This is a genomic window from Actinosynnema sp. NPDC049800 (genome assembly GCF_040656635.1).
Classification (GTDB): Bacteria; Actinomycetota; Actinomycetes; order Mycobacteriales; family Pseudonocardiaceae; genus Actinosynnema.
This window is the reverse complement of the sequence record NZ_JBFAMT010000002.1, coordinates 410,046-434,443: the sequence shown is the minus strand read 5'-3', so window position 1 is coordinate 434,443 and position 24,398 is coordinate 410,046. Positions and strand designations below refer to the sequence as shown.

General features: G+C 70.9%; 24 protein-coding genes. 14 read left to right on the top strand and 10 right to left on the bottom strand.

The genetic code is table 11. The annotated features are described in order from the left end of the window. The first annotated feature begins 65 nt into the window (after positions 1-65). On the top strand, positions 66-1,247 hold the full coding sequence (locus AB0I91_RS04885) for a tyrosine-type recombinase/integrase (RefSeq protein ID WP_499635248.1): 1,182 nt from the start codon (positions 66-68) through the stop codon (positions 1,245-1,247). A gap of 21 nt (positions 1,248-1,268) precedes the next feature. Here AB0I91_RS04885 and AB0I91_RS04880 read toward each other — a convergent pair whose 3' ends face one another. Both AB0I91_RS04880 and AB0I91_RS04875 read right to left on the bottom strand, forming a co-directional pair. Further along, complete coding sequence (locus tag AB0I91_RS04880; protein ID WP_499607811.1) at positions 1,269-2,483, bottom strand: acyl-CoA dehydrogenase family protein; 1,215 nt, start codon at positions 2,481-2,483, stop codon at positions 1,269-1,271. Between the two features lie 7 nt (positions 2,484-2,490). Further along, positions 2,491-3,135, bottom strand: a complete 645-nt coding sequence (locus tag AB0I91_RS04875; RefSeq protein ID WP_499607813.1) for an SCP2 sterol-binding domain-containing protein — start codon at positions 3,133-3,135, stop codon at positions 2,491-2,493. A 101-nt stretch (positions 3,136-3,236) separates the two neighbouring features. Between AB0I91_RS04875 and AB0I91_RS04870 the strand changes: the two genes are divergently transcribed. Beyond that, positions 3,237-3,926, top strand: coding sequence for a TetR/AcrR family transcriptional regulator (locus tag AB0I91_RS04870; protein WP_498771621.1), 690 nt, complete (start codon positions 3,237-3,239; stop codon positions 3,924-3,926). Here the strand turns inward: AB0I91_RS04870 and AB0I91_RS04865 are convergent. Then, positions 3,923-4,849 (bottom strand): alpha/beta hydrolase, encoded by a 927-nt coding sequence (locus AB0I91_RS04865; protein WP_498771623.1) that lies wholly within the window; start codon positions 4,847-4,849, stop codon positions 3,923-3,925. The two genes, AB0I91_RS04870 and AB0I91_RS04865, sit on opposite strands and share 4 nt — an antisense overlap. 126 nt (positions 4,850-4,975) lie before the next feature. On the opposite strand from AB0I91_RS04865, the gene AB0I91_RS04860 reads away from it, so the two are divergent. Then, positions 4,976-5,407, top strand: coding sequence for a MarR family winged helix-turn-helix transcriptional regulator (locus AB0I91_RS04860; RefSeq protein WP_498771625.1), 432 nt, complete (start codon positions 4,976-4,978; stop codon positions 5,405-5,407). Here the strand turns inward: AB0I91_RS04860 and AB0I91_RS04855 are convergent. Beyond that, positions 5,397-6,197, bottom strand: a complete 801-nt coding sequence (locus tag AB0I91_RS04855) for a MaoC/PaaZ C-terminal domain-containing protein (RefSeq protein WP_499635244.1) — start codon at positions 6,195-6,197, stop codon at positions 5,397-5,399. The genes AB0I91_RS04860 and AB0I91_RS04855 overlap by 11 nt on opposite strands. Continuing rightward, a complete protein-coding gene (locus AB0I91_RS04850) occupies positions 6,197-7,510 on the bottom strand; it encodes a 3-oxoacyl-ACP reductase (protein WP_499607821.1) in 1,314 nt (437 codons plus the stop codon). The genes AB0I91_RS04855 and AB0I91_RS04850 overlap by 1 nt, the downstream gene beginning before the upstream one ends. Positions 7,511-7,603: 93 nt before the next feature. On the opposite strand from AB0I91_RS04850, the gene AB0I91_RS04845 reads away from it, so the two are divergent. Both AB0I91_RS04845 and AB0I91_RS04840 read left to right on the top strand, forming a co-directional pair. Then, positions 7,604-8,872, top strand: coding sequence for an acetyl-CoA C-acetyltransferase (locus AB0I91_RS04845; protein WP_498771631.1), 1,269 nt, complete (start codon positions 7,604-7,606; stop codon positions 8,870-8,872). 64 nt (positions 8,873-8,936) lie between these two features. Further along, entirely contained in the window at positions 8,937-10,067 is a 1,131-nt protein-coding gene (locus tag AB0I91_RS04840; RefSeq protein WP_499607824.1) for an OmpA family protein, read from the top strand. A 54-nt stretch (positions 10,068-10,121) separates the two neighbouring features. On the opposite strand, the gene AB0I91_RS04835 is transcribed toward AB0I91_RS04840, so the two are convergent. Continuing rightward, positions 10,122-10,745: an SIMPL domain-containing protein gene (locus tag AB0I91_RS04835; protein ID WP_498771635.1), complete on the bottom strand. Its 624-nt coding sequence runs from the start codon at positions 10,743-10,745 to the stop codon at positions 10,122-10,124. A 122-nt stretch (positions 10,746-10,867) separates the two neighbouring features. On the opposite strand from AB0I91_RS04835, the gene AB0I91_RS04830 reads away from it, so the two are divergent. The 3 genes from AB0I91_RS04830 (at position 10,868) to AB0I91_RS04820 (ending at position 13,267) form a co-directional block, all read left to right on the top strand. Then, positions 10,868-12,061 carry a DUF8462 domain-containing protein gene (locus tag AB0I91_RS04830; RefSeq protein WP_498771637.1) on the top strand — a complete coding sequence of 398 codons (1,194 nt, stop codon included), beginning with the start codon at positions 10,868-10,870 and terminating at the stop codon, positions 12,059-12,061. 253 nt (positions 12,062-12,314) lie between these two features. Continuing rightward, positions 12,315-12,461, top strand: a complete 147-nt coding sequence (locus AB0I91_RS04825) for a hypothetical protein (protein WP_170211556.1) — start codon at positions 12,315-12,317, stop codon at positions 12,459-12,461. A 425-nt stretch (positions 12,462-12,886) separates the two neighbouring features. Beyond that, positions 12,887-13,267, top strand: a complete 381-nt coding sequence (locus AB0I91_RS04820; protein ID WP_499635241.1) for a PIN domain-containing protein — start codon at positions 12,887-12,889, stop codon at positions 13,265-13,267. Between the two features lie 106 nt (positions 13,268-13,373). Here the strand turns inward: AB0I91_RS04820 and AB0I91_RS04815 are convergent, their stop codons facing one another. Together AB0I91_RS04815 and AB0I91_RS04810 are read right to left on the bottom strand one after the other, a co-directional pair. Then, complete coding sequence (locus AB0I91_RS04815) at positions 13,374-13,628, bottom strand: type II toxin-antitoxin system RelE family toxin (RefSeq protein ID WP_499635238.1); 255 nt, start codon at positions 13,626-13,628, stop codon at positions 13,374-13,376. A 3-nt stretch (positions 13,629-13,631) separates the two neighbouring features. Then, positions 13,632-13,883: a type II toxin-antitoxin system Phd/YefM family antitoxin gene (locus AB0I91_RS04810; protein WP_499635235.1), complete on the bottom strand. Its 252-nt coding sequence runs from the start codon at positions 13,881-13,883 to the stop codon at positions 13,632-13,634. Between the two features lie 154 nt (positions 13,884-14,037). Here AB0I91_RS04810 and AB0I91_RS04805 point away from each other — a divergent pair, with 154 nt between their 5' ends. From AB0I91_RS04805 to AB0I91_RS04790, 4 genes are all read left to right on the top strand, one after another. Beyond that, a complete protein-coding gene (locus AB0I91_RS04805) occupies positions 14,038-15,873 on the top strand; it encodes an NHL domain-containing thioredoxin family protein (RefSeq protein WP_499607831.1) in 1,836 nt (611 codons plus the stop codon). A 36-nt stretch (positions 15,874-15,909) separates the two neighbouring features. Next, positions 15,910-16,203, top strand: a complete 294-nt coding sequence (locus tag AB0I91_RS04800) for a GroES family chaperonin (protein ID WP_230570863.1) — start codon at positions 15,910-15,912, stop codon at positions 16,201-16,203. 100 nt (positions 16,204-16,303) lie between these two features. Next, on the top strand, positions 16,304-18,541 hold the full coding sequence (locus AB0I91_RS04795) for a VanW family protein (RefSeq protein ID WP_498771647.1): 2,238 nt from the start codon (positions 16,304-16,306) through the stop codon (positions 18,539-18,541). Positions 18,542-18,608: 67 nt separating this feature from the next. Further along, a complete protein-coding gene (locus tag AB0I91_RS04790) occupies positions 18,609-19,397 on the top strand; it encodes a DUF1206 domain-containing protein (protein WP_498771649.1) in 789 nt (262 codons plus the stop codon). A gap of 67 nt (positions 19,398-19,464) precedes the next feature. Here AB0I91_RS04790 and AB0I91_RS04785 read toward each other — a convergent pair whose 3' ends face one another. Both AB0I91_RS04785 and AB0I91_RS04780 read right to left on the bottom strand, forming a co-directional pair. Then, complete coding sequence (locus AB0I91_RS04785; RefSeq protein ID WP_498771972.1) at positions 19,465-21,303, bottom strand: acyl-CoA dehydrogenase; 1,839 nt, start codon at positions 21,301-21,303, stop codon at positions 19,465-19,467. 146 nt (positions 21,304-21,449) lie between these two features. After that, positions 21,450-22,082, bottom strand: a complete 633-nt coding sequence (locus tag AB0I91_RS04780; RefSeq protein WP_499607835.1) for a response regulator transcription factor — start codon at positions 22,080-22,082, stop codon at positions 21,450-21,452. Positions 22,083-22,416: 334 nt separating this feature from the next. On the opposite strand from AB0I91_RS04780, the gene AB0I91_RS04775 reads away from it, so the two are divergent. Continuing rightward, the gene (locus tag AB0I91_RS04775) at positions 22,417-23,931 is read left to right on the top strand and encodes a sodium:solute symporter family protein (protein ID WP_498771653.1); all 1,515 of its coding nucleotides are present in this window, start codon (positions 22,417-22,419) and stop codon (positions 23,929-23,931) included. Positions 23,932-24,004: 73 nt separating this feature from the next. Then, the gene (locus AB0I91_RS04770) at positions 24,005-24,391 is read left to right on the top strand and encodes a hypothetical protein (RefSeq protein ID WP_499635232.1); all 387 of its coding nucleotides are present in this window, start codon (positions 24,005-24,007) and stop codon (positions 24,389-24,391) included. The last annotated feature ends 7 nt before the right edge of the window (positions 24,392-24,398 follow it).

The following is a 24,398-nucleotide window of genomic DNA, read 5'->3' as shown; positions in this document are numbered from 1 at the left end:
ACACACGGGAGAGGTGTGCCATGGGGCATGTCCAAGATCGCTGGTGGAAGGAGGTCAAGGACCCGGTGACTGAGCAGGTCACCAGGGTCAAGACCTCGCTGTACGGCGTCGGCCTGCGGTACAAGGTCCGGTACGTCGACCCGGACGGCGTCGAGCGGTCCAAGAGCTTTCCGGACCGCCAGAAGAAGAAGGCCGAAGATTTCCTGATCGAAATGGAGTCGGACAAGCGCGAGGGGAAGTACATCGACCCCAACGCGGGGAAGGTGCTGTTCAAGGCGCAAGCGGAGAGCTGGCTGAAGGGTTACTCGGCGGACGCGGCCACCAGGCAGACGATCGAGAGTCGGCTCCGCAGCCAGGTGTACCCGTTCTTCGGGCACCGCCAGGTCGGCGCGATCACTCCTCAGCTCGTCCGGGACTGGTTGGGCGACATGCAGGAGAAGGGCCTGGGGCCGACCTATCAGGCCGTGCTGTTCGAGACGCTGTCTTCAATCCTGAACTCTGCGGTGGACGACAGGCGCATCCACCGCAACCCGTGCAAGGTCAACAGCATCAAGCGGCCTCAGCGGTCGTCACGCAAGGTCGTGCCGTGGGCGGGATCGCGGGTCCACAAGCTTCAGATGGTCCTGGACCCGCGCTTCAAGATCACGGCGCCGCTCGGCGCTGGCTGTGGTCTGCGGCAGGGCGAGATCCTGGCGTTCTCGCCGGACGACATCGACCGGGACGCCATGGTGATCAACGTCCAACGGCAGGTCAGGATGATCAACCGCACGTTGGTGTTCTCGCTGCCCAAGCGGAACAAGACGCGCCAGGTACCTTTGTCGAGAGGCGTCCTGGCGGCCGTTGACGCCTACCTGGAGATGTTTCCGCCAACGTCGGTGACGCTGCCCTGGGACCGGCCGAACGGCGACCCGGTCACGGTCGATCTACTCATGGTCCGTGAGGACGGCAAGCCGTGGAACGGCGACCTGTTCAACAAGGTCGTGTGGGTGCCCGCGTTCAAGCAGGCCGGGTTGACCTACGCCAAGCGGCAGGACGGGATGCACGCCATGCGGCACCTGTACGCGTCCGTCCTCTTGGCGCAAGGCGTCTCCATCAAGGAGTTGGCCGAGTACCTGGGTCACGCTGATCCCGGCTTCACGCTCCGCACCTACACGCACCTGATGCCGTCCAGCCACGAACGCGCCCGGAAAGCAGTGGACGGGGTCTTCCGCGTCCCGAAGACCCCGTCCACCTCCCAGACGGCCTGATGACGGCCTGGGGAGATCAACTCACTTGATGTACATGCCGGAAATGGCCCTGGCCACGACCAACCGCTGGATCTCCGACGTCCCCTCGAAGATGGTGAAGATCTTGGCGTCACGGTGCATCCGCTCGACCGGGTGCTCGCGCGTGTAACCGGCCCCGCCCAGGATGTGGATCGCACGTTCCGTCGCCCACACGGACACCTCGCCCGCCTTGAGCTTCGACATCGACCCCTCGCCCGCCGTGAACGGGACGTTGTTGCGACCCATCCAGGCCGCCCGCCACACCAGCAGCCGCGCGGCGTCGATCTCCATCTTCATGTTCGCGAGGTCGAACGCGATGGACTGGTTCTCGATGATCTTCCGGCCGAACGCCGACCGGTCCTTCGCGTACTCCAGCGAGTACTCGTAAGCCGCACGCGCGACGCCCACGGCCATCGCGCCCACGGTCGGCCGGGTCGTCTCGAACGTCGCCATCGCCGCCTGACCACCGGCCTTCTGCCCCTCACGGGCACGCGCCAGCCGAGCGTCCAGCTTCTCCTTGCCGCCCAGCAGGCACCGGCCGGGCACGCGGACGTCGTCCAGGAACACGTCCGCCGTGTGCGACGCCCGCATCCCGTGCTTGCGGATCTTCCCCGGCGACGACAGCCCGCGCGTGCCCGGCGGCACGACGAAGCCCGCCTGGCCACGCGCTCCCAGCGCCGGGTCCACGACCGCAGTCACGACGTGCACGTTGGCGATCCCGCCGTTGGTCGCCCACGCCTTCTGCCCGTTGAGCACCCACTCGTCGGTGGCCTCGTCGTACACGGCGCGCGTCCGGTACCCGGCCACGTCGGAGCCCGCCTGCGGCTCGGACGCGCAGAACGCCGCCAGCTTCGGGTCGTCCTCCGTGCCGAAGCACTCGGGCACCCACTCGGCCAGCTGCTCGGGCTCGCCGGACGCGAAGATCCCCGCCGCCGCCAACCCGGTGCCCATCAACGCCAACGCGATGCCGGCGTCACCCCAGAACAGCTCCTCGGTCGCGATCGGCAGCGACAGGCCGATGGGGTCGGCGAACCAGGTGGCCAGCGACTCGAACCCGTACAGGCCGATCTTCGCCGCCTCCTGGATCACCGGCCACGGCGTCTCCTCGCGCTCGTCCCACTCCGACGCCGCGGGCCGGATCACGTCCTTCGCGAAGCCGTGGACCCACTCGCGCAGGTCAACCTGGTCTTCGTTGAGCTCCAGCGAAAAACCGCCCATGGTCCCCTCACGCCTTCGGAATGTTGAACAAGCTCATGAACCCGGCCGCGAAGCCCAGGTCGCCCTTGACCTTCAGCTTGCCGGTCATGAACAGCACCGGGGCCGACGCGTTGCCGGTCGCGAGCTTCAGGAACTCCACCGGTCCCAACGTGACAACGGCCCTGGGGTCACGGGTCTGCTCCTTGTTGATCGTGCACTCGGCGTTCTCGATGATCGCCTCGTACACGTCGTCGCCGTCGGACCCGCCGGTCAGCCGGAAGTGCACGACGGCGCGCGTGGCGCCCGCGCGTTCGCTGCGGAAGTGCGCCTCCATGCGGCGGAACACCTCGTCCAGCACGCGTTCGCGCAGGCCCGGCCGCGACGTCACGGCCTCGATCTGGTCCTTGGACGCGCGCGAGATGATCCGCGCGAAGTTCTGCGGGTCCATCTTGGCCAGGTCGAGGTCGGCCCCGCCGTCGGCCAGCGCGCCCAGCGCGTCGAGCAGGTCCGCGAACTCGTCCCGGCCGAGCTTCTTCGGGTCGATGCCGCGCGCGATGACGTCGATGTCGACGTCCTTGAGCGCCGGGTCGCCCGGGTCGACCTGCTTGAGCGTTGAGATCAGCTCCTGCGGGCTGAGCTTCGCGATCGCCTCGGTGGTGAGGTCGATGGTCATGTGTGACACCTCCGCTACCTACTGGCAGGTAAGCCTACTGGCGAGTAGGTAAGGCGGCAAGGGGCGCGGAGTAATCTTGTCCCAGCCATCCAGGGGGTGCGATGCACGCAGAGCAACCGGTTCGCCCGGGCCGGGCCAAGAGACTGCCACGCGCGGTGCGCGAGCGGCAGATCATGGACGCGGCGGTGGACGTCTTCTCGCGCTTGGGGTTCCACGCCGCGTCCATGGACGAGATCTCCGAGGTCGCGGGCATCTCCAAACCGATGCTGTACGCCTACTTGGGGTCCAAGGAGGAGCTGTTCGCCACGTGCATCCGCCGTGAGGCGACCCGGATGATGGAGGCGATCGCGAACGGCGTCGAGGCCGAGGAGCCGCCGGACGTCCAGCTGTGGAGCGGGTTGCGGGCGTTCTTCGGGTTCGTCGGCGAGAACCGCGCGAGCTGGCAGGTCCTGCACCGGCAGGCGTCCTCGCAGGGCGGTCCGTTCGCCGAGGAGCTGGCCGACATGCGCGGCCGGGCGATCAGCCTGGTGGCGGCGCTGCTGGTGCACTCGTCGGACTTCACCAACGTGCCGCGGGCGGGCGACAAGGAGGCCGAGTCGCTGGCCGCGGCACTGGTCGGCGCGGGCGAGTCGCTGGCCGACTGGTGGCTCGACAACCCCGAGGAGCCGGCCGGCGTCGTCGCCGCCCGGCTCATGAACCTGGTGTGGATGGGTTTCGGGGACCTGGTGGCGGGCGACGTGTGGCACCCGCCGTCACGGCGGTCCGGCCCGGGACCGGAGGGCGACGCCTAGGCCAGCGCGCCCTTGAGCACGGCCACCGCCTGGCTGATCGCGGCCTCGGCGGCGTGGGTCTCGCGCAGCGCGTTGAGCATCACGAAGTCGTGGATCACGCCCTGGTAGCGCACCGCGGTCACCGGCACGCCCGCTTCGCGCAGCTTGTTCGCGTACGCCTCGCCCTCGTCGCGCAGCACGTCGGCCTCGGCGGTGATCACCAGCGCCGGCGGCAGGCCGGTGAGCTGCTCGACCGTGGCCCGCAGCGGTGACGCGGTGATCTCCGCGCGCTGCGCCTCGGACGTCGTGTACTGGTCCCAGAACCACTGCATCGCGTCCCGGCGCAGGAAGTAGCCCTCGGCGAACTCGCGGTACGACGGCGTGTCGAACGACGCGTCCGTCACCGGGTAGAACAGCACCTGCTGCTTGAACGCCACGTCACCGCGCTCCTTGGCCAGCAGCGTCAGCGCCGCCGACATGTTCCCGCCGACCGAGTCGCCGGCCACGGCCAGGCGCGACGCGTCGAGCCCGCGCGCGGCGCCCTCGGCCACGATCCACCGCGCGACCGCGTAGCTCTCCTCCAGCGCCACGGGGTAGTGCGCCTCGGGCGAGAGGCTGTAGTCGGGGAACACCACGGCCGCGCCCGCGCCGACGGCCAGCTCGCGCACCAGCCGGTCGTGCGTCTTCGCGTTGCCGAACACCCAGCCGGCGCCGTGGACGTAGAGGACGACGGGCAGCGTGCCGGTGGCGCCCGCCGGCCGGACGATCCGGACGGGCACCTCGCCGACGGTCACCCACTCCTCGTCCACCTCGGGCTTGAACACCTCGCCGGCCTGCACGCCGTCCACGGCCTGCCGGCCCTCCACCGGGCCGAGGTCGAACAGGTACGGCGGGTTGGCGGTCGCGGCGGCGAACTCGGCGGCGGCCGGCTCCAGGACGGTCATCTCGGGCTCCTCGATGTCGTGCGGTCGAACCTGACAACCCGAAACATAGCTCGCGATTACATCGTGCACAATCTAAATGGGTGCAGGTGTATCGTGGTCTCGATCACAAGTGGAGGGACGACGGACATGCGGGACTTCAGCCTGGAGCTGGACGACCAGCTCTGCTTCGCGCTCTACGCGGCTTCGCGGGCCGTCACCGCGCGGTACCGGCCGCTGCTGGACGACCTCGGCCTGACCTACCCGCAGTACCTGGTGCTGCTGGTGCTGTGGGAACGCGGTCCGGTGCCGGTCAAGGACGTCGCCGCCGCGCTCCAGCTCGACTACGGCACGCTGTCCCCGCTGCTCAAGCGCCTGGAGGCGGCGGGCCTGATCCGCCGCGAACGCCGCCCGGACGACGAGCGCTCGGTCCGGCTCGTGCTCACCGAGGAGGGCGACGAGCTGCGTGAACGCGCCAAGGACGTGCCGCCCGCGATGGGCGAGGCGATGAACCTGGGCGAGGAGGACACCGCCCGGCTGCGCGTCCTCCTGCGCACGCTGGCCGACAACGTCAGCCGCTGATCCCGCCTTCCAGGTGCGGCCGACTCGACCACAGCGCGAACCGCCACCCGTCACCGGTGGGCGCGGAGGAGAAGTCGACCTCGCCCGGCAGCAGGACCGGCGCCTTGAACCGCACGTCGACCTCGTACGCGTCGGGCAGCCGTCCTTCGAACGCGGCCACGCACCGCGCCTTCGACCACATCCCGTGCGCGATGGCCCGGGGGAAGCCGAACGCCTTGGCGGTCACCGGGTGCAGGTGGATCGGGTTGCGGTCGCCGGACGCGTCCGCGTACCGCCGGCCGAGGTCGCCCGGCAGCCGCCACCGGGCCGTCGGCGCGGGCGGTTCGGCGCGCGACGCCTGCTCCTTCGCCGCGCCGCCCTCCCGCCGCAGGTAGGTCGACACGTCGACCCACACCTCTTCGCCGTCCACCGACACCGTGGTCACCACGTCGAACTGCCGCCCGCGCTCGTGCGGCCGCAGGTCCGCCAACGCCACGTGCAGCGACAGCGGCTCGGACACCCGCAACGGCCGGTGCTGCCGGATCCGGTTGGCCACGTGCACCAGGCCGGGCAGCGGGAACGGGAAGCCGGGCCCGGTCATCAGCCTGATCTGAGACTCGAAGCCGAGCACGTGCGGGTAGGTGATCGGCAGCTCGTCGCGCACGCCGAACCCGCACACCTTGGCGTACCGGGCCAGGTGCTCGGGGTCGACGGTCACCTCGACGTCCAGGGACGACCGCGGCAGCTCGTCGCCCCGCCGGGTGAACCCGGTCAGCGCGGCCTTGGCGTAGAGCAGGGTCAGGTTCGCCATCACGCCCCCAGCAGGCTCTGCCCGCACACGCGCACGACGTTGCCGTTCACCCCGGCCGACGCCGGGTGCGCGAACCACGCGATGGCCTCGGCGACGTCCACCGGCAGGCCGCCCTGCGACAGGCTGTTCATCCGCCGGCCCGCCTCGCGGATGACCAGCGGCACCGCGGCCGTCATCCTGGTCTCGATGAAGCCGGGCGCGACCGCGTTCACCGTGGCCCGGCCCGCGACCTGCCGCGACAGGGAGTCGACCATGCCGATCACCCCCGCCTTGGTGGTGGCGTAGTTGGTCTGGCCGACGTTGCCGGCGATGCCCGCGATGGACGACACGCCGACGATCCGCCCGTTGGGTCGCACCGCGTCGGCGGCGAGCAGCGCCTCGTTGACCCGCACCTGCGACGCCAGGTTCACCGCGACCACCGAGTCCCACCGGCCCGCGTCCATCCGCCCGAGCGTGCGGTCACGCGTGATGCCCGCGTTGTGCACGACGACGTCCACGCCGCCGTGCCGCCGCACGAGGTGCTCGACGATCCGCGCGGGCGCGTCCGGCGCGGTGATGTCGAGCTGGAGCGTGGTGCCGCCGACCCGGTTGGCCACCGCGGACAGCTCGTCGCCCTGCGCGGGCACGTCCAGGCACACCACGGTCGCGCCGTCCCGGCCCAGCACCTCGGCGATCGCCGCGCCGATACCGCGTGCCGCGCCCGTGACCAGCGCGACCTTCCCGGCCAGCGGCCGGTCCCAGTCGGCGGGGACCTCGACGTCGGCCGGCCCGATCCGCACCACCTGCCCGGACACGTACGCCGACCGGCCCGACAGCAGGAACCGCACGGTCGACTCGATCGCGCCCTCGCCGCCGGGCTCGACGTACACCAGCTGGGCCGTGCCGCCGCGCTTGAGCTCCTTGCCGACGCTGCGCGTGAAGCCTTCCAGCGCGCGCTGCGCGATCGGGGACTCGGCCCGCTCCGGCGGCGTGCCGAAGACGACCACCCGGCCGCACGGGCCGAGGGACCGGATCACCGGGTGGAAGAACTCGTGCAGCTCGCGCAGCCGCTCGACCGAGTCGATGCCGGACGCGTCGAACACCAGCGCGCCGTACCGCCCGCCGTGCCCCGGGTCGTCGAGGTCGAGGCCCGCGGACTTCACCGCCGCGCGCACGGCGTCGGCCAGCCGACCGCCACCGCCGATCAGCACGGGCCCGGCCAGCGGTGGCTCGTCGGGCGAGTGGCGGCGCAGCGGGTGGGGATCGGGCAGGCCGAGCTTGCCCACGACGAACCGCCCGAGGCCGGACCTGGCGAACGACTGGTAACGATCCATGGGGACATCACACTCCCTACTCGCTAGTAAGTCTACTGATGAGTAGGTAACATTGCCCACGAAGTGCCCACGCCCACCACTCTGGAGGACGCCATGGCCCGCGTAGCCATCCTCGGCGGCAACCGCATCCCGTTCGCCCGGTCCAACGGCCCCTACGCCACGGCGTCGAACCAGGACATGCTCACCGCCACCCTGGACGGCCTGGTCAGCAGGTTCGGGCTGCAGGGCGAACGGCTCGGCGAGGTGGTCGCGGGCGCGGTGCTCAAGCACAGCCGCGACTTCAACCTGGTCCGCGAGGCCGTGCTGGGCAGCAGGCTGTCCGCCGAGACGCCCGCCTACGACGTGCAGCAGGCGTGCGGCACCGGGTTGCAGGCCGTGATCGCGGTGGCGAACAAGATCGCGCTCGGGCAGATCGAGGTCGGCGTGGCCGGCGGCGTGGACACCACCAGCGACGCGCCGATCGGCGTGAACGAGGACCTGCGTGGCGTGCTGCTGGAGTTCAACCGGGCGCGGAGCGCCGGCGCGAAGCTCAAGGCGGCGCTGAAGCTGCGGCCCAGGCACGTGGTGCCGGACGTGCCGCGCAACGGCGAGCCGCGCACCGGTCTGTCCATGGGCGAGCACGCGGCGATCACCGCCCGCGAGTGGGGCATCGCGCGCGAGGAGCAGGACGAACTGGCCGCCGCCAGCCACCGCAACCTCGCCGCCGCCTACGACCGCGGGTTCTTCGACGACCTGGTCACGCCGCACCTCGGCCTGACCAGGGACCAGAACCTGCGGCCGGACTCGTCGGTGGAGAAGCTGGCGAAGCTCAAGCCGGTGTTCGGCCGCGGCGAGGGCGCGACCATGACGGCGGGCAACTCCACGCCGCTCAGCGACGGCGCGTCGGCCGTGCTGCTGGCGTCGGAGGAGTGGGCGGCGGCGCGGAACCTGCCGGTGCTCGCCTACCTGACGTTCACCGAGACGGCGGCGGTCGACTACGTGCACGGCGGGGAGGGCCTGCTGATGGCGCCCGCGTACGCGGTGCCGCGGATGCTGGCGCGGGCCGGGCTGTCGTTGCAGGACTTCGACTTCTACGAGATCCACGAGGCGTTCGCGTCGCAGGTGCTGGCGACGTTGAAGGCGTGGGAGGACGCGGACTTCGCCAAGGGCAGGCTCGGGCTGGACGCGCCGCTCGGCCCGATCGACCGGTCGAAGCTGAACGTCAACGGCTCGTCGCTGGCCGCCGGGCACCCGTTCGCCGCCACCGGCGCGCGGATCGTGGCCACGCTGGCGAAGCTCTTGGCGGAGCGAGGCTCGGGTCGCGGGCTGATCTCGATCTGCGCGGCGGGTGGTCAGGGCGTTACGGCGATCGTGGAGCGGTAGGCCCGATATTAGGCCGAACGGGTGTTATTGGTAACACAACGCGTTCTCGTTCCGTTTCCAATGCATGAACCACTCACGGCTCTTCGCCGCAGTCGTGCTGGTGGCGGCGTCTTGTGCTGCCTGCGGGGAGAGCTCCCGCGAAGCCACCACCTTGCGCATCGGGGTGACCGCGTCGGCCAACGAGCCCCGCGTCCAGCTCACCAGGACGGTCGTCGACCGGCTGTCGGAGGCCGTCGACCAGGGCGCGACCAGGGTCGTCGTGTACCGGCAGGGCGACAGTTCGGGCAGCGCGTACTCGGACGAGGACTTCACCATCCGAGACGGCAACGACATCGAGAGCGACGCGTCGCTGCGCGAGCTCGGCTTCGAGCAGAACATGACCCGGCTGGCCGGTCAGCTCAGCGGCCTCGGCGGCACCAGCACCGACCTCGACCCGCTGTCCGTGCTGGCGGACATGGCGTCGGCGGACGGGCCGGCGGTGCTCGTGCTGCACAGCAGCGGGTTGCAGACCACCGACCCGCTCGACCTGACGCGGCTCGGGCTGGACCTCGACGTCGCGGCCGTGGTGGCGTCGGTGCCGGACGACGCCCTGCCCGAGCTGACCGGCAAGGACGTGATCTTCTCCGGGCTCGGCCAGGTGGTCGGCGACCAGCCGCAGCTGCCGCCGGGCGCGAAGGAGGCGCTGGTCCAGCTGTGGCTCGGGGTCTGCGCGAAGTTCGGCGCGAACAGCTGCACGCACGACACCGAGCCGGTGCCCGGTGGCGCGTCGATCGGCCGGGCCGAGGTGCCGGTCGTGGACCTCGGCCAGGTCGTGCACCAGGACGCGTTGGTGCACCTGCCGAGCTCCGTGCTGTTCAAGGCCGGGAGCGACGAGCTCGCGCCGGGCGCGCGCGAGGCGTTGGCCGAGGTGGCGAAGAAGTTCGACGGCCGCACCACCGCGCGGGTCATCGCCCGCACGGCCAGCTCGGCGTCGGCCGAGGCGGCGGCCGACCTGACCCGGCGACGTGCCCAGCGGGTGGTGTCGGCGCTGGTGGAGCTCGGCGTGAGCCGGGCGGCGTTCACGGAGGTGCTCGGCGCGGGCTTCACCTCGCCGCTGGCCGTCGACCTCGACAACGCGGGCGACCTGATCCCCGACGCCGCCGCCCGCAACCGCTCGGTCGTGGTCGAGCTGTCCCAACCGAAATCGAGCAGCTGACCCGCGTGTCCCACGTTCGGGCCCCCGGGTCGAACGCTCGGGGCACGTCGGGCGTCAGTCGAGGAGCGTCCACGCGGCCGTGCAGCGGACCGTGACCACGATCTGCTGCGCCTCGAGGTTGAGCTGGTCCATCTGCGGCGGCACGCCCGGCGCGCCGCCGTAACCGGCCGCCATCATCCGGTGCGACTCGGCGGCCCACGTCTCGGCGTCGCCGTCGGTCAGCCGGTGCAGCGGCCCCAGCCGCGCGCCGAGGGCCTCGGCATAGCCCTCGGCACGCCGGCGCGCGTCGCGCACGGCCTCGCGCTGCGCCTCGCGGACGGCGTCCACGTCGTCCTTGAGCTGCCACGTCGGCCCGTGCAACCACGTCGGCTCGGCGGTCACGAGCGCGCCGAGCAGACCGTCGAGCCCGGCCACGTCGTCGATCCGCACCACGTAGTTCTGCGTGGCACGGCTGCCCGAACGGCGCTTGCCGTCCCAGTTGTCGTGCACGTTGAGCTGCCGCGACCGCACCTCGACGCCCGGCCGTCCGAGCGCGGGCTCCACCCCGGCGATCCGCGCGGTCAGCAGCTCCACCGCCTCGTTGCGCGTCGACCCCTGCGTCTCGAAGCTCGCGTGCACCTCGGCGCGGTCGGCGGTCCGCTCGACCTTGCCGACGCCCTTCGTCACCACCTCAGCCATGGCACGACGCTACCGTCCATCCCGTTCGATAGCGCTATATAGCTCAAACACTAGATCCACGAATACCAGACGACACGGCTTGAGTATTGGATCGGCTCTAGACACCTCGATACCTTCCGAGGATGGACCCGGTGCGCAACCCGTTCGCCCCCGGCGCGGGCCAGCGGCCGCCCGAGCTGGCGGGGCGCGACAAGGAGCTGGGCGCGTTCGAGGTCGTGCTCGAACGGGTCGCGCGCGGCCGGCCGGAACGCAGCCTCGTGCTCACCGGTCTGCGCGGCGTCGGCAAGACCGTGCTGCTGGGCGAGCTGCGGTCGATGGCGCTCAAGCGCGGCTGGGGCGCCGGGAAGATCGAGGCACGGCCCGAGGCCGGGCTGCGCCGCCCCCTGTCGGCCGCGTTGCACCGGGCGATCCGCGACCTGGCCGTGCGGCACCGCGCGCCGGACCGGGTGGAGTCGGTGCTCGGGGTGCTCAAGGCGTTCGCGCTGCGGTCCAACCCCGAGGACGCGAAGCTGCGCGACCGGTGGCAGCCGGGCATCGACGTGCCCGCGGCGGTCGGCCGGGCGGACTCCGGTGACATCGAGATCGACCTGGTCGAGCTGTTCACCGAGGTCGCGGAGCTGGCGCAGGACGTGGGCACGGGCGTCGCCCTGCTGATCGACGAGATGCAGGACGTGCCGGCGGACGACATCTCGGCGCTGTGCGCGGCGTGCCACGAGCTGTCGCAGTCGGGCGCGCCGCTGGTCGTGGTCGGCGCCGGGCTGCCGCACCTGCCCGCCGTGCTGTCGGCGTCGAAGTCGTACTCGGAGCGCCTGTTCCGGTACGTGCGGATCGACCGGCTCAGCCGCGAGGACGCCGACCGCGCCGTGCTCGCGCCGGTGGACCGCGAGGAGGCGGGCATCGAGCCGGAGGCGCTGGACGCGCTGTTCGACGCCTCGGGCGGCTACCCGTACTTCATCCAGGCCTACGGCAAGGCGGCGTGGGACGCGGCGCCGGCCGACCCGATCACCGCGGTGGACGTCTCGGTGGCCGCGCCGGAGGCGGACGCCGAGCTGGCGGTCGGGTTCTTCGGGTCGCGCTACGAGCGGGCGACGCCGGCCGAGCGGGAGTACCTGCGGGCGATGGCGGAGCTGACCGACGGCAAGGACGCGGGCGTGAACACCGCGCAGGTGGCCGACCACCTGGGCCGCAAGCCGTCGTCGCTGTCGCCCGCCCGGGACAGCCTGATCAAGAAGGGGCTCGTGTACTCGGCCGAACGTGGGCAGATCGCGTTCACCGTGCCCCACTTCGGCCGGTTCCTGCTCGGCCGCGAGGACTGACTCGCCCCTGACCTGGGGTTATTCGTTGGCTTCGGTCGCATTGGGTGATCTGGCGCGCACGCTAGAGAGTGGGTCGACCCATATCCGGTACAGCAGGTGTACTCCAGGCGAATCGTCGGGGGTCACCGCGTTACGGCCGATGATTCGTCGGTATGTGCGGCACCTCACCGGATAATCGGGTGCTTTCGCGCGCCCGAGGGTGCATACTTGAGGCACACACCGAGAGAGAACCTTTGAGAGGGATGAACCCCCGATGAACTTCACTGCGAAGCTCCGCGCTCGTCGTGTCGAGGCTCGCAACCGCAAGGCCGTCGCCCGTGCGATCGACATGGCGCCCACCCCGGCCATGCGTCACGAGCTGATGGCGATCGCCCAGGCTCAGGTGACGACCCTCCGCTAGGAGGGACCTTCCTCCGGCGCGCGTGACGACCACCCGATCGACACCGGGTGTGCCGCCCCGTCGTCCGCGTGCTGGTGAAGGGGGAATGACGAAGCCCTGCCGCACCTCCCGCGCGGCAGGGCTTCGTCCTGTAACAATGTGATCCCTGTCACACCCGATAGGGGATGTAACGGACCACGATCGTGTATCGATGTTCCAGATGACCCCGCGGTGCTGTCGGACCCCCGACCTGGCAGCACCGCGGGGTTTCCCATGCCCGGCTACTTGGCCGTGGCCGAGCCGTTCCAGGTGTCGTCCGTCGTCCTGCGGGCGCGCCTGATCATCACAATGTCCCCCTGCGTGTTCATGTCTGTCCCCCAATGGACCACTCCATGGTGCCATCGGGGTACGACAGTTTCATGAGGGTTTGCTGAGAGCATGGGTCGATGACGCACCCGCTCCTGGTCGTGGACGCGGCCAACGTCGTCGGCTCTGTCCCGGACGGCTGGTGGCGCGACCGCGCCGGCGCCGCCGCCCGCCTGCGCGACGACCTCGTCGACGTGGCCGAGCAGGGCCTGCCGGAGCTGCCCGGTCCGCTGGACGTCGTCCTCGTGGTCGAGGGCAAGGCGCGGCACGTCGAGCCGGTGCCCGGGGTCCGCGTCGTCTCCGCCCCCGGCTCCGGTGACGACGCGATCGTGGACCTGGTCCGCGCCAACCCACCCGACCGCCCGTGCACGGTGATCACCGCCGACCGCGCCCTCCGCCACCGCGTGACGGCCCTGGGCGCCACCGTCCTCGGCCCCCGCACGGTCCGCCGACCCGGCTAGCGCAGCCCTGATCCCACCAGGGCCGTCCCACTGGTGGTACGGCTCGACTTCCGGTCGTTTCTGCTGCCAGTGAGGTCAACTTTCCAAGCCGCGGTCAGGGCTTGCGTTAGACCTCGCGGCGATGTGCCACCCGCACGACCGTCACCAGTACCTTCACGTCTTCGACCTGGTAGACGACCCGGTAGGCGCCGATCCTGATCCGCATGACACCGGCGGGTTGGCCGACCAGCGCGCGAGACCCGGGCGGGCGTGGGTCATCGGCCAGCGCGGTCACCGACAGAACCACCTTGCGGCCCGTCTGCCGGTCGAGCTTGCGGAGTTCCCTGAGGGCAGCGGTGGTCCACTCGATTTCGTACGCCACGGTTCAGGCGAGATCGAACTCGGCGAGCACCTCGTGGTGCGGGACGCGTGGTCCGGCGGAGGCCAGCGCCGCTCGTGCGGCGGCGAGGTCGGCCTCGTCCTCGGCGGCTTCGAGCCGGTGGAGGTCATCCATCGAGATCACTGCGGCCACGGGCTTGCCGTGCCGCGTCAGCACGGCTCGTTCGGCGGCGTGCTCAACCCGGGAGACGAGGTCACCCAGGTGATCCCGCGCTTCACTGATCGGCATCTCGCGCATACCCGAATTGTACAGACGGTAAGGTTTGTACAAAACGGGGGATCTGCTGGGCGATGTGCGGGCCGGGTCTGTCGCGGGCTTGCCCCCTCACGTGCGGGCTCTCACATCGTGGGCGGCGAAATACAGGCGCGTGGTACTCGTGTTCACTTCGGGCGTGACGACCGCACAACGACGCCGCGCCCGTGTCCGCGCCCCCGAACTGGTGGGCCGCGGTTGGCTCAACACGGGTGGGCGGGACATCCGGCTGGCCGACCTGCGCGGCAAGGTGGTGCTGCTCGACTTCTGGTCGTTCTGCTGCATCAACTGCCTGCACGTCCTCGACGAGCTGCGCCCGCTCGAAGCGGAGTTCGCCGACGTCCTGGTCACCGTCGGCGTGCACTCGCCCAAGTTCGTCCACGAGGCGGAGCCGGCCGCGCTCGAGGCGGCCGTCGAGCGGTACGGGGTGGAGCACCCCGTGCTGGACGACCCCGAGCTCACGACCTGGCAGAACTACGCGGTGAAGGCGTGGCCCACGCTCGTGCTGGTGGACCCCGAGGGCTACGTCGTGCACGTCGCCTCCGGCGAGGGCCACCTCGACGCGCTGCGCCAGATCGTGTCCGAGCTCGTCGCCGAGCACGACGCCAAGGGCACCCTGCACCGCGGCGACGGCCCGTACGTCGCGCCGCCGCCCCGCGAGACCGAGCTCCGCTTCCCCGCGAAAGCCGTCCTGACCCCGAACGACACCCTCCTGGTCAGCGACTCCGCGCACCACGGCCTGGTCGAGCTCGAACTCGACGGCGAGACCGTGATCAGGCGCATCGGCACCGGTGAGCGCGGTCGCCGCGACGGCCTCGAACCCACCTTCTCCGAACCGGCGGGCATCGCGCTGCTGCCCGACGACGTCGCCGCCGAGGTCGGCTACCACGCGGTCGTCGCCGACACGGTCAACCACCTGCTGCGCGGCGTCGACCTCGTCACCGGCGAGGTCACCACCGTCGCCGGCACCGGCGAGCAGTGGCGCGACGGCGACACCGACGGCCCGGCCGACGCGATCGACCTCACCAGCCCGTGGGACGTCGCCTGGTGGGAGCCCGCGGGCGGGGTGGTCGTAGCCATGGCGGGCAACCACACGCTCGGCCTGTTCGAGCCGCGGGAGCGCCGCGTCGAACGCCTCGCCGGCACCACCGTGGAAGGCCTGCACGACGGCCCGGCGGCGGAGGCGTTCTTCGCCCAGACCTCGGGCCTGGCCGCCGACGGCGACCGGCTCTGGCTGGTCGACTCGGAGACCTCCGCGCTGCGCCGGCTGGACGCCGACCGCACCGTGCACACCGTCATCGGCAAGGGCCTGTTCGACTTCGGCCACCGCGACGGCCCGGCCGACCAGGCGCTGCTCCAGCACCCGCTCGGCGTCACCCTGCTGCCCGGCGGCCAGGTCGCCATCGCCGACACCTACAACGGCGCCATCCGCCGCTACGACCCGTCGACCGGCGAGGTGTCCACCCTGGCCACGGACGTCGCCGAGCCGTCCGACGCGGTCCTGGTCGACGGCGAGCTGGTCGTCGTCGCCTCCGCCGCCCACCGCCTGGAGCGCCCGGTCGCGCCCGGCGCGAAGCTGGTCAGCGGCGAGGCGCACCAGGTGCGCAGGCCGCCGTCGGTGATCGCGTCGGGCGAGGTCGAGGTCGCCGTCGTGTTCACCCCGCCGACCGGCCAGAAGCTGGACGACCGGTTCGGCCCGTCCACCCGCCTGGAGATCACCAGCTCGCCCCCTGGGCTGCTGGTGGAGGGCGCGGGCGTCGGCACGGACCTGGTCCGCTCGCTGCGCGTGGCGGAGGGGTTCGCCGAAGGCGTCCTGCACGTCGTCGCCCAGGCCGCGAGCTGCACGGACGACCCGGCCGTCGAGCACCCCGTGTGCAAGCTGGCCCGCCAGGACTGGGGCGTCCCGATCCGCGTGGTAAAGGACGGGCCCCGGCGGCTACCCCTGATGATGGGTGGCCTCGACGAAGGCATCTAGACTCTGCCGGTGCCCGATGTCAAGCTCGAGATCCAGATGCTGCACGACCGCGTGATGGTGCGGATCTCGCCGGAGGACGGCGAACGCCGCAGCAGCGGCGGCATCGTGATCCCGGCGACCGCCCAGATGGCCAAGCGCCTGGCCTGGGGAGACGTGCTCGGGGTCGGCACGAACGTGCGGCACGTCAAGGTCGGCGACCGGGTGCTGTTCAACCCGGAGGACCAGTTCGAGGTCGAGGTGCAGGGCAGCACCTACCTCGTCATGAGGGAACGGGACGTGCACGCGACCGCGACCGAGCGGACGGACCACGGGACCGGGCTTTACCTGTGACCAGTGCGGTGAAACCTGTGAGCCACCCGAAACGTGATCGACGCGTGACGGCGTTCGGGTAAGCAGTCCCAGGACCTTGCGAGAGGCAAGAGGGGGAGCGGTGCCGGAGAACCAGCGACCGGAGTACGACGCTGAGCGGACCAGGGCCATGGAGCCGGTCCGCCCGTCGGGCACCGCCTCGGAGCGGACCGCCAAGATCACCGGGGGCGCGCCCCCGGAGGCGGTGTGGCCGCAGGAGGAGCCGGACACGGAACCGGACGCCTCGGCCACCGTCCGCAACGTGACGCCTCCGTCGAACGGCCACGACAACGCGACGGGCCCGTCGAGCGTCTCTCACAACGTGACGCAGCAGCACCCGACGCGCAACGCGCAGCCCACCCCGCCCCGGGGCGCGGACGCCACCCAGGCCATCACGCCGTCCGGTGACCCGACGCGCGCCCTGAACCCGCCGGCCTCCGCCGAGCGGACCCAGATGATCAACACCCCGCCCGGTGGCTTCGGCCGGCCGTCGCAACCGTCGCCCTCGGAGGCCACCACGGTGTTCTCCGCGCCCGTGCCGCCGCCCGACCCGGAGCCGGAGGCCACCGTCTACGGCCCCGTGATGGTCGACGGCGACCCCGCGGCGGACGAGGCCGAGGCCCGCCGCAAGCGCCTGCGCAAGGGCGGCCTGATCGCCGCCGCCGTGCTCGGCGTGCTGGTCGTGCTCTACGGCCTGGACCTGGTCGTCTCGGGCGGCAACGTGCCGCGCGGCGTGACCGTGGCGGGCGTGGACGTCGGCGGCATGAGCCACCCCGAGGCCGAGCAGAAGCTGCGCGACGAGATCGGCCCCCGCCTGGCCGCGCCGGTGAAGGCGCGCGCGGGCGACGTCGAGACCACGGTCGACCCCAAGGCCGCCGGCCTGGAGCTCGACTGGACCGCCACGCTGGAGCGCGCGGGCAGCCAGCCGCTGTCCCCGATCACCCGCGTCACCTCGTTCTTCACCTCCCGCGAGGTCGGCTTCGACACGCGCAGCGACGCGGGCAAGCTGTCCGCCGCGCTGGAGGCGCTGCGCGCCGAGACCGACCACGAGCCGGCCGAGGGCGGCATCCGCTTCGAGGGCGCCACCCCGATCGCGGTCGACCCGAAGCAGGGCCAGAAGCTGGACGTGGCCGGCGCGTCGGAGCGGCTGCTCGCCGGCTGGGCCGACGGCGGCACGGTCGAGCTGCCGGTGGCCACCACCCCGGTCAAGACCACCAAGGAAGGCGTGGCGAAGGCGTTGGCCGAGGTCGCCAAGCCCGCCACCGCCCTGCCGCTGATCATCCAGGGCGAGGGCAAGGACGCGACGCTCACGCCCGAGCAGCTGGCCACCGTGCTGGTGTTCGAGCCCGCCGACGACGGCGGCCTGACCGCGAAGGTCGACAACGGCAAGGTCGTCGAGCACGCCGGTCCGCAGCTGAAGGACACGGAGAAGGAGGGCAAGGACGCCCAGATCGTGTTCGAGGGCGGCCGGCCCGTGGTGAAGGAGTCGGTCGACGGCCGCGGCATCGACTGGGACAAGTCCCTGGCCACGGCGCTCGACGTGCTCAAGCGCGACAACGAGCGCGCGATCAAGGCCGAGTACAAGCACACGCCCGCGAAGGTGACCACCGAGCAGGCGAACAAGATGGGCATCAAGGAGGTCATCGGCGAGTTCCAGACCGGTGGCTTCGTGGCCGCGTCCGGCACCAACATCCGCGTCGTGGCCGAGAAGGTCAACGGCGCGATCGTGAAGCCGGGCGAGACGTTCAGCCTCAACGGCTACACCGGTCCGCGCGGCACCGCCCAGGGCTACGTCGAGGCGGGCATCATCGAGAACGGCGTGCCCGGCAAGGCGGTCGGCGGCGGCATCTCGCAGTTCGCCACCACGCTCTACAACGCGGCCTACCACGCGGGCATGAAGGACGCGGGCCACAAGGAGCACAGCTACTGGATCTCGCGGTACCCGAAGGGGCGCGAGGCCACGGTGTTCATGGACGGCGCGGGCAACAGCCTGATCGACATCAAGTTCACCAACCCGGACGAGACCGGGGTGGCGATCCAGACGATCTGGACCCCGTCGTCGATCAAGATCGTGCTCTGGGGCACCAAGAACTACGACGTCACGGGCTCGACCAGCGCCGAGTTCAACCACACCCAGCCGCAGGAGCGCAAGGTCGACAAGCCGGACTGCCAGGCGAGCCCCGGCTCGCCGGGCTTCTCGGTGACCGACACGCGCACCATCACCGACCGCCGCACCGGCCAGTCGCGCCAGGAGAGCCGGACGGTCCGGTACGACCCGCAGTTCAAGATCGTCTGCGAACCGCCGAAGCCCGGCGGCTGACCGCGCCCGGGGTTCGTGGTGGCCACGGCGGGGTAATCACCCGATCGTGGCTACCACCGGGCAAGAAGTGCGAAGACATCCGGCCGTGCAGGCGTTCGGGCGTGCCGGGATGGTCTGTTACGGGCTCGTCCACGTGCTCCTGGCGGCGTTGACGGCGCAAGTGGTCCTCGGTGACACCGGGGAGAAGACCGACCAGAAGGGCGCGGTCGCCACCCTGGCGCAGACGTCCTTCGGCCCGGTCCTGTTGTGGGTCCTGGCGCTCGGCCTGTTCGCGTTCGCGGTGTGGCAGCTCGCCATGGCCGTGTCCGGCTACGGCTGGGTGTCGAAGAAGCGCAAGCGCGTGTACCGCAAGTGCGGCTCGGTCGGCCGCGCCATCACCGGCACGGTCATCGGCATCGCCGCGATCAACTACGCGACCGGCACGTCGCAGAAGAGCGGCACCGAGCAGTCCCAGACGTGGACGGCGCGCGTGCTGGCCCTGCCGTTCGGGCAGGTCCTGGTGGGCGCGGTGGCGTTGTTCGTGCTGGGGCTGGGCGTGATGGTGGCGCGCAAGGGCGTGAAGAAGTCGTTCGAGGACGACCTGAACATGTCCGACCTGCCCGCGGGCACGCGGGTGTGGGTGGAGCGGCTGGGCCGGATCGGCTGGATCGGCAAGGGCGCGGCGTACTTCCTGATCGGCGTGCTGGTCGCGTTCGCCGCGGTCAACGCCGACCCGTCCGAGTCGGGCGGGATGGACAAGGCGCTGCACACCCTGGCCGCGCAGCCTTACGGGGTGTTCGCCCTGGCCGTGATCGCGGTCGGCTTCCTGGGCTTCGGCGCGTACTGCTTCGCCGCCGCCAAGGCGCACAAGGGCTGACCCGGACGGCTGCGAACGCCGGAGGGCGGCACCCGCGCGGGTGCCGCCCTCCGTTGGCTCGCTCAGCTCAGAACGACGCCTCGTCCACGTCCATCAGGGCGTTGTCGGTGGCCTCGGCGATCTTGCGGCGGGCGGTGAGCTCCGGCAGCACGGACTTGGCGAAGAACGACGCCACGGCGACCTTGCCCTCGTAGAACGCCTTGTCCTTGGCCGACACCTGACCGTCCAGCTTGGCCAGCGCCACGTCGGCCTGGCGCAGCAGCAGCCAGCCGACGAGCACGTCACCCGCGGTCATGAGCAGCCGCACGGTGTTCTGGCCGACCTTGTACAGGTTGCGGACGTCCTCCTGCGAGCTGGTCAGGAAGCCGACCATCGCGCCGAGCATGCCCTGGAGGTCTTCGAGCGCCCGCTTGAGCAGCGCCCGCTCCTCCTTCAGCCGCCCGTTGCCGCCCTCGTTGTCCAGGAACTGCTGGATCTCGCCGTTGAGGAAGCCCAGCGCCTGGCCCTTGTCGCGGATGATCTTGCGGAAGAAGAAGTCCAGCGACTGGATGGCGGTGGTGCCCTCGTACAGCGAGTCGATCTTCGAGTCGCGGATGTACTGCTCGATCGGGTACTCCTGCAGGAAGCCGGACCCGCCGAGCGTCTGCAGCGACTGCGCCAGCTGCTCGTACGCGCGCTCCGAGCCGACGCCCTTGACGATCGGCAGCAGCAGGTCGTTGACCTTCTCCGCCAGCTCCTTGTCCGGGCCGCCCAGGGCGATCTTGTCCTGCTGGGTCGCGGTGTACAGGTAGACCGCGCGCAGGCCCTCCGCGTACGCCTTCTGCAGCATCAGGCTGCGCCGCACGTCCGGGTGGTTGGTGATGGTGACGCGCGGCGCGGTCTTGTCCGTCATCCGGGTCAGGTCGGCGCTCTGCACCCGCTCCTTGGCGTAGGCCAGGGCGTTGAGGTAGCCGGTCGACAGGGTGCCGATGGCCTTCGTGCCGACCATCATCCGGGCGTACTCGATGACCTGGAACATCTGCGCGATGCCGTCGTGCACCTCGCCGAGCAGCCAGCCCTTGGCGGGCACGCCGTGCTGGCCGAACGTCAGCTCGCACGTGGTCGAGACCTTGAGGCCCATCTTGTGCTCGACGTTGGTGACGAAGGCGCCGTTGCGCTCGCCGGTCGACTCACCGGTCTCCGGGTCGAAGTGCCACTTCGGCACGAGGAACAGCGACAGGCCCTTGGTGCCGGGCTTCGCCTCGATGCCGGGGCCCTCGGGACGGGCCAGCACCAGGTGCATGATGTTCTCGGTCATGTCCTGGTCGGCGGAGGTGATGAACCGCTTCACGCCGTCGATGTGCCAGGTGCCGTCGTCCTGGAGCGTGGCCTTCGTGCGGCCCGCGCCGACGTCGGAGCCGGCGTCCGGCTCGGTCAGCACCATCGTGGCGCCCCAGCCGCGCTCGATCATGATCTCGGCCCAGCGCTTCTGCTGCTCGGTGCCGTTCTTGTGGACGACCGAGGCGAAGTTCGGGCCGGCCAGGTACATGTAGACGGCCGGGTTGGCGCCGAGGATCAGCTCGGAGGCCGCCCACTGGACCGACGGCGGGATGCCGAAGCCGCCCAGCTCGTTCGGCAGCGACAGGCGGTACCACTCGCCGTCCCACACGGCCTGGTAGGACTTCTTGAACGATTCCGGCAGCGTGGCCGAGTGGGTCTTCGGGTCGAAGACCGGGGGGTTGCGGTCGGCGTCGGCGAAGGACTCCGCCAGCGGGCCGACCGCCAGGTTGTTGAGCTCGGCAAGCACGCCGCGCGCGGTGTCCTCGTCGGACTGCTCGAACGGCCCCGTGCCGAGGTGGTCCTGCACGTTGAAGACCTCGAACAGGTTGAACTCGAGGTCCCGGACGTTGCTCTTGTAGTGACCCATCTCGTCGCTCACTCCATGCGTGGTCGGGGCGGTCCCCTACTGACCGGTAACAACAGGGTATTACCTGTCAGTAACCCCGGCAAGGCCGACCATCGGGTTGTGGCGAATCAGACGCGCCTGAGCTGCGGTGTTCCGCGGCGGTCCGGTCAAACCAGTCGGACGGCGCTGCTGGAGAGCAGGCCGGCCTGGTAGGCGAGGGACACGGCGTGTGTTCGGTCGCGGGCGCGGAGCTTGCGCAGGATGTTCTTCACGTGCGTGCGCACGGTCTCCACCGAGACGTACAGCTCGTTCGCGACCGCCTGGTTCTCCATGCCGTCCGCGATGAGCTGGAGCACCTCGTACTCGCGGCGGGACAGGGACCGGCGCGTGCCGGCCTCGGCGGTCGGCGTGAAACCGGCCGCCAGTGGCGCCAGCGTCGGGTCGAGGTACGTGCGCTCGGCGTGCGTGCGGCCGATGGCCTGCAACACGTCGTTGATGCCGCCCTCGCGCGGCACCATCCCGCGCACGCCCGCGGTCAACGCGGAGCGCACGAACTTCGCCGTCCGGTGCGGCTCGCGCACCAGGGAGACCACCACCAGCGACGAGTCGTTGCCGGTCAGCAGCGTGGCCAGGTGGCCCTGCGGGTCGAGGGCGGAGTCCACCACGAGCACGTCGGGGCGCAGCCGCTCGTGCAGCCGCACGGCCGTGTGCAGGTGGCCCGTGGCGCCCAACCAGTGCATGGAGGGCGTGCGCCGGACCACGGCCGCGAGCCCTTCGCGGAAGAGGGGCACGGGGTCCACGAGGGCGACCCCCGGCCCGGGGGCTGGTGCGGGGGCGCGCCGGTCCCCGCCTGGTACGAGCGGACGCACGTTGACACCGGTTCGCATACGGGTGCGACCACGTCGGCGACCAGCCATGACGCGGTTTTCGGCAACTACTTTCCGTACCTCCGCGGTCCTTCGCCGGTCAGATATGTGAACAACAGTCACGAATGTGACTCAATGACCCACCGTGGCCTTCCGCCGCGCGCAACGGGCTCGTAAGACGTACGTCACACACCCATGTGGGACGCCGCGCACCGCCGCCGCTCGACCACGCGCTGCCACCCATGGGCCGAACACTCGTGGAGGCCTCATGGACACCCTCGACTGGGTCGTCGTCGGTGGGTACTTCTTCGTGATGGTGGCGATCGGCTACTGGTCACGCGGGCGCATCAAGAACATCGCCGACTTCTTCACCGCGGGCGGCAAGATGCCCTGGTGGCTGTCCGGCATCTCGCACCACATGTCCGGTTACAGCGCGGTCATGTTCGTGGCCTTCGCGGCCGAGGCCTACCGCCTCGGCCTGACCGTCTACATCTGGTGGGCGCTGACGATCGGCGTCGGTGTCGGCATCGGCGCGTTCCTGTGGGCGGGCACCTGGAACCGGCTGCGCTCCAAGCACGGCGTCAAGTCGCCGCTGGAGTACCTGGCCCGCCGCTACAACGTGCCGACCCAGCAGATCATGGCGTGGGCGGGCGCGGCGCTGAAGGTCGTGGACATCGCGGCCAAGTGGGTCGCGGTCTCGCTGCTGCTCCAGGGCTTCGCGGGCGTGCCGATCTGGCTCGGCATCACGATCGTCGGCCTCGTCACGATGGTCTACTCGGTGCTGGGCGGCCTGTGGGCCGACGCGCTGACCGACTTCGGCCAGTTCATCATCCAGGGCGCGGCGGGCATCGCGATGTTCGTCGCGGTGGCCGCGCACTTCGGCGGCATCGACTTCATGTGGACGATCTGGGACGAGCTGCCCGAGTCGCACTCCGAGCCGCTGTCGGGCAACTACACGCTGATCTTCTTCATGGCGCTGTTCCTGATCAAGACGCTGGAGTACAACGGCGGCATGTGGAACCTGGCGCAGCGCTACATGGCCGCGCCGTCCGGCGCCGCGGCCAAGCGGTCCGCGCTGCTGTCCAGCGTGCTGTGGCTGGTGTGGCCGCTGGTGCTGTTCTTCCCGATGTGGGCCGCGCCGCTGATCGTGCCGGGCATGGAGGCCAACGCCGAGCAGGCGTACGTCGAGATGGGCAAGCTCATGCTGCCCGCGGGCATGGTCGGCCTGGTGCTGGCCGGCTTCTTCTCGCACACCATGGCGATGGTGTCCTCGGACGCCAACGTGATCTCGGCGGTCATCACCCGGGACATGCTGCCCAGGCTGTGGAAGGGCGCGAAGCGGCTCAGCGAGCCGGCGCAGCTGCAGCTGGCGCGGATCACCACGTTCGCGTTCATCGGGCTGAGCATGACGATCGCGCTCACCGCGGACACCAAGGGGTTCGTGCTCAAGGTCGTGATCGCCTTGGTGGCGGCCACGATGGGCCCGATCGCGATCCCGTTGATGCTGGGCATGCTGCCGTGGTTCAAGAAGGTCGGACCGACCGCGGCGACCTCGTCGGTGATCGGCGGTCTCGGCACGTGGGCCGTGCTGTACGTGATGCAGCAGAACAAGGTCGAGTTCGTCACCCAGGCGGTGATCGTGTCCTGGCCGCTGCTGGTGTCGCTCGTGCTGTACCTGGTGGTCGGCCTGCTCATCAAGCCGGAGCCGTCGGAGGAGCGGTCGGCGCTGGTCGACTCGCTGCAGTCCGACGCCGACGACGAGAAGGTGCCCACGCGCGCCTGAGTGCGCCGCGTCGCCGTGTGTGATGGGTCATCTCCGCTGTGCGGGCGCTCCGGTGCGCCCGCACAGTGGGGTGATGGAGGGTTGGCGACCGCGGGACGAGGCCGAGTCGGCCGCCGGGTGGCGGCTGTGGCTCGCGCTGAGCGGACGGCTGTGGCCGTCGGGCGAGTGGGACGGCACACCGGCCTCGGCGGTGGCCGGGCTGCGCGCGGTGCTGGCGGAGTGCGACGGGATCCGCGCCGCGTACGCCGGTGATCCGTCGGCGGCGGTGCTGCGGCTGGTCGACTCCGTGGTGTTCGTGGTGAGCCTGCCGCTGGAGCTGTGGCGCGAGGACGTGCTGCCGGTGGACGTGGACCGGGCCGCGTTGCTGCACGGCGACCTCGCGGGCGTGGTCGAGCACGTCGGGGAGGTGCGCGCGGTGCTGGCGCGCGGCGGCGGTTGGGCGGAGCTGGAAGCCCGGTGAACCGGGC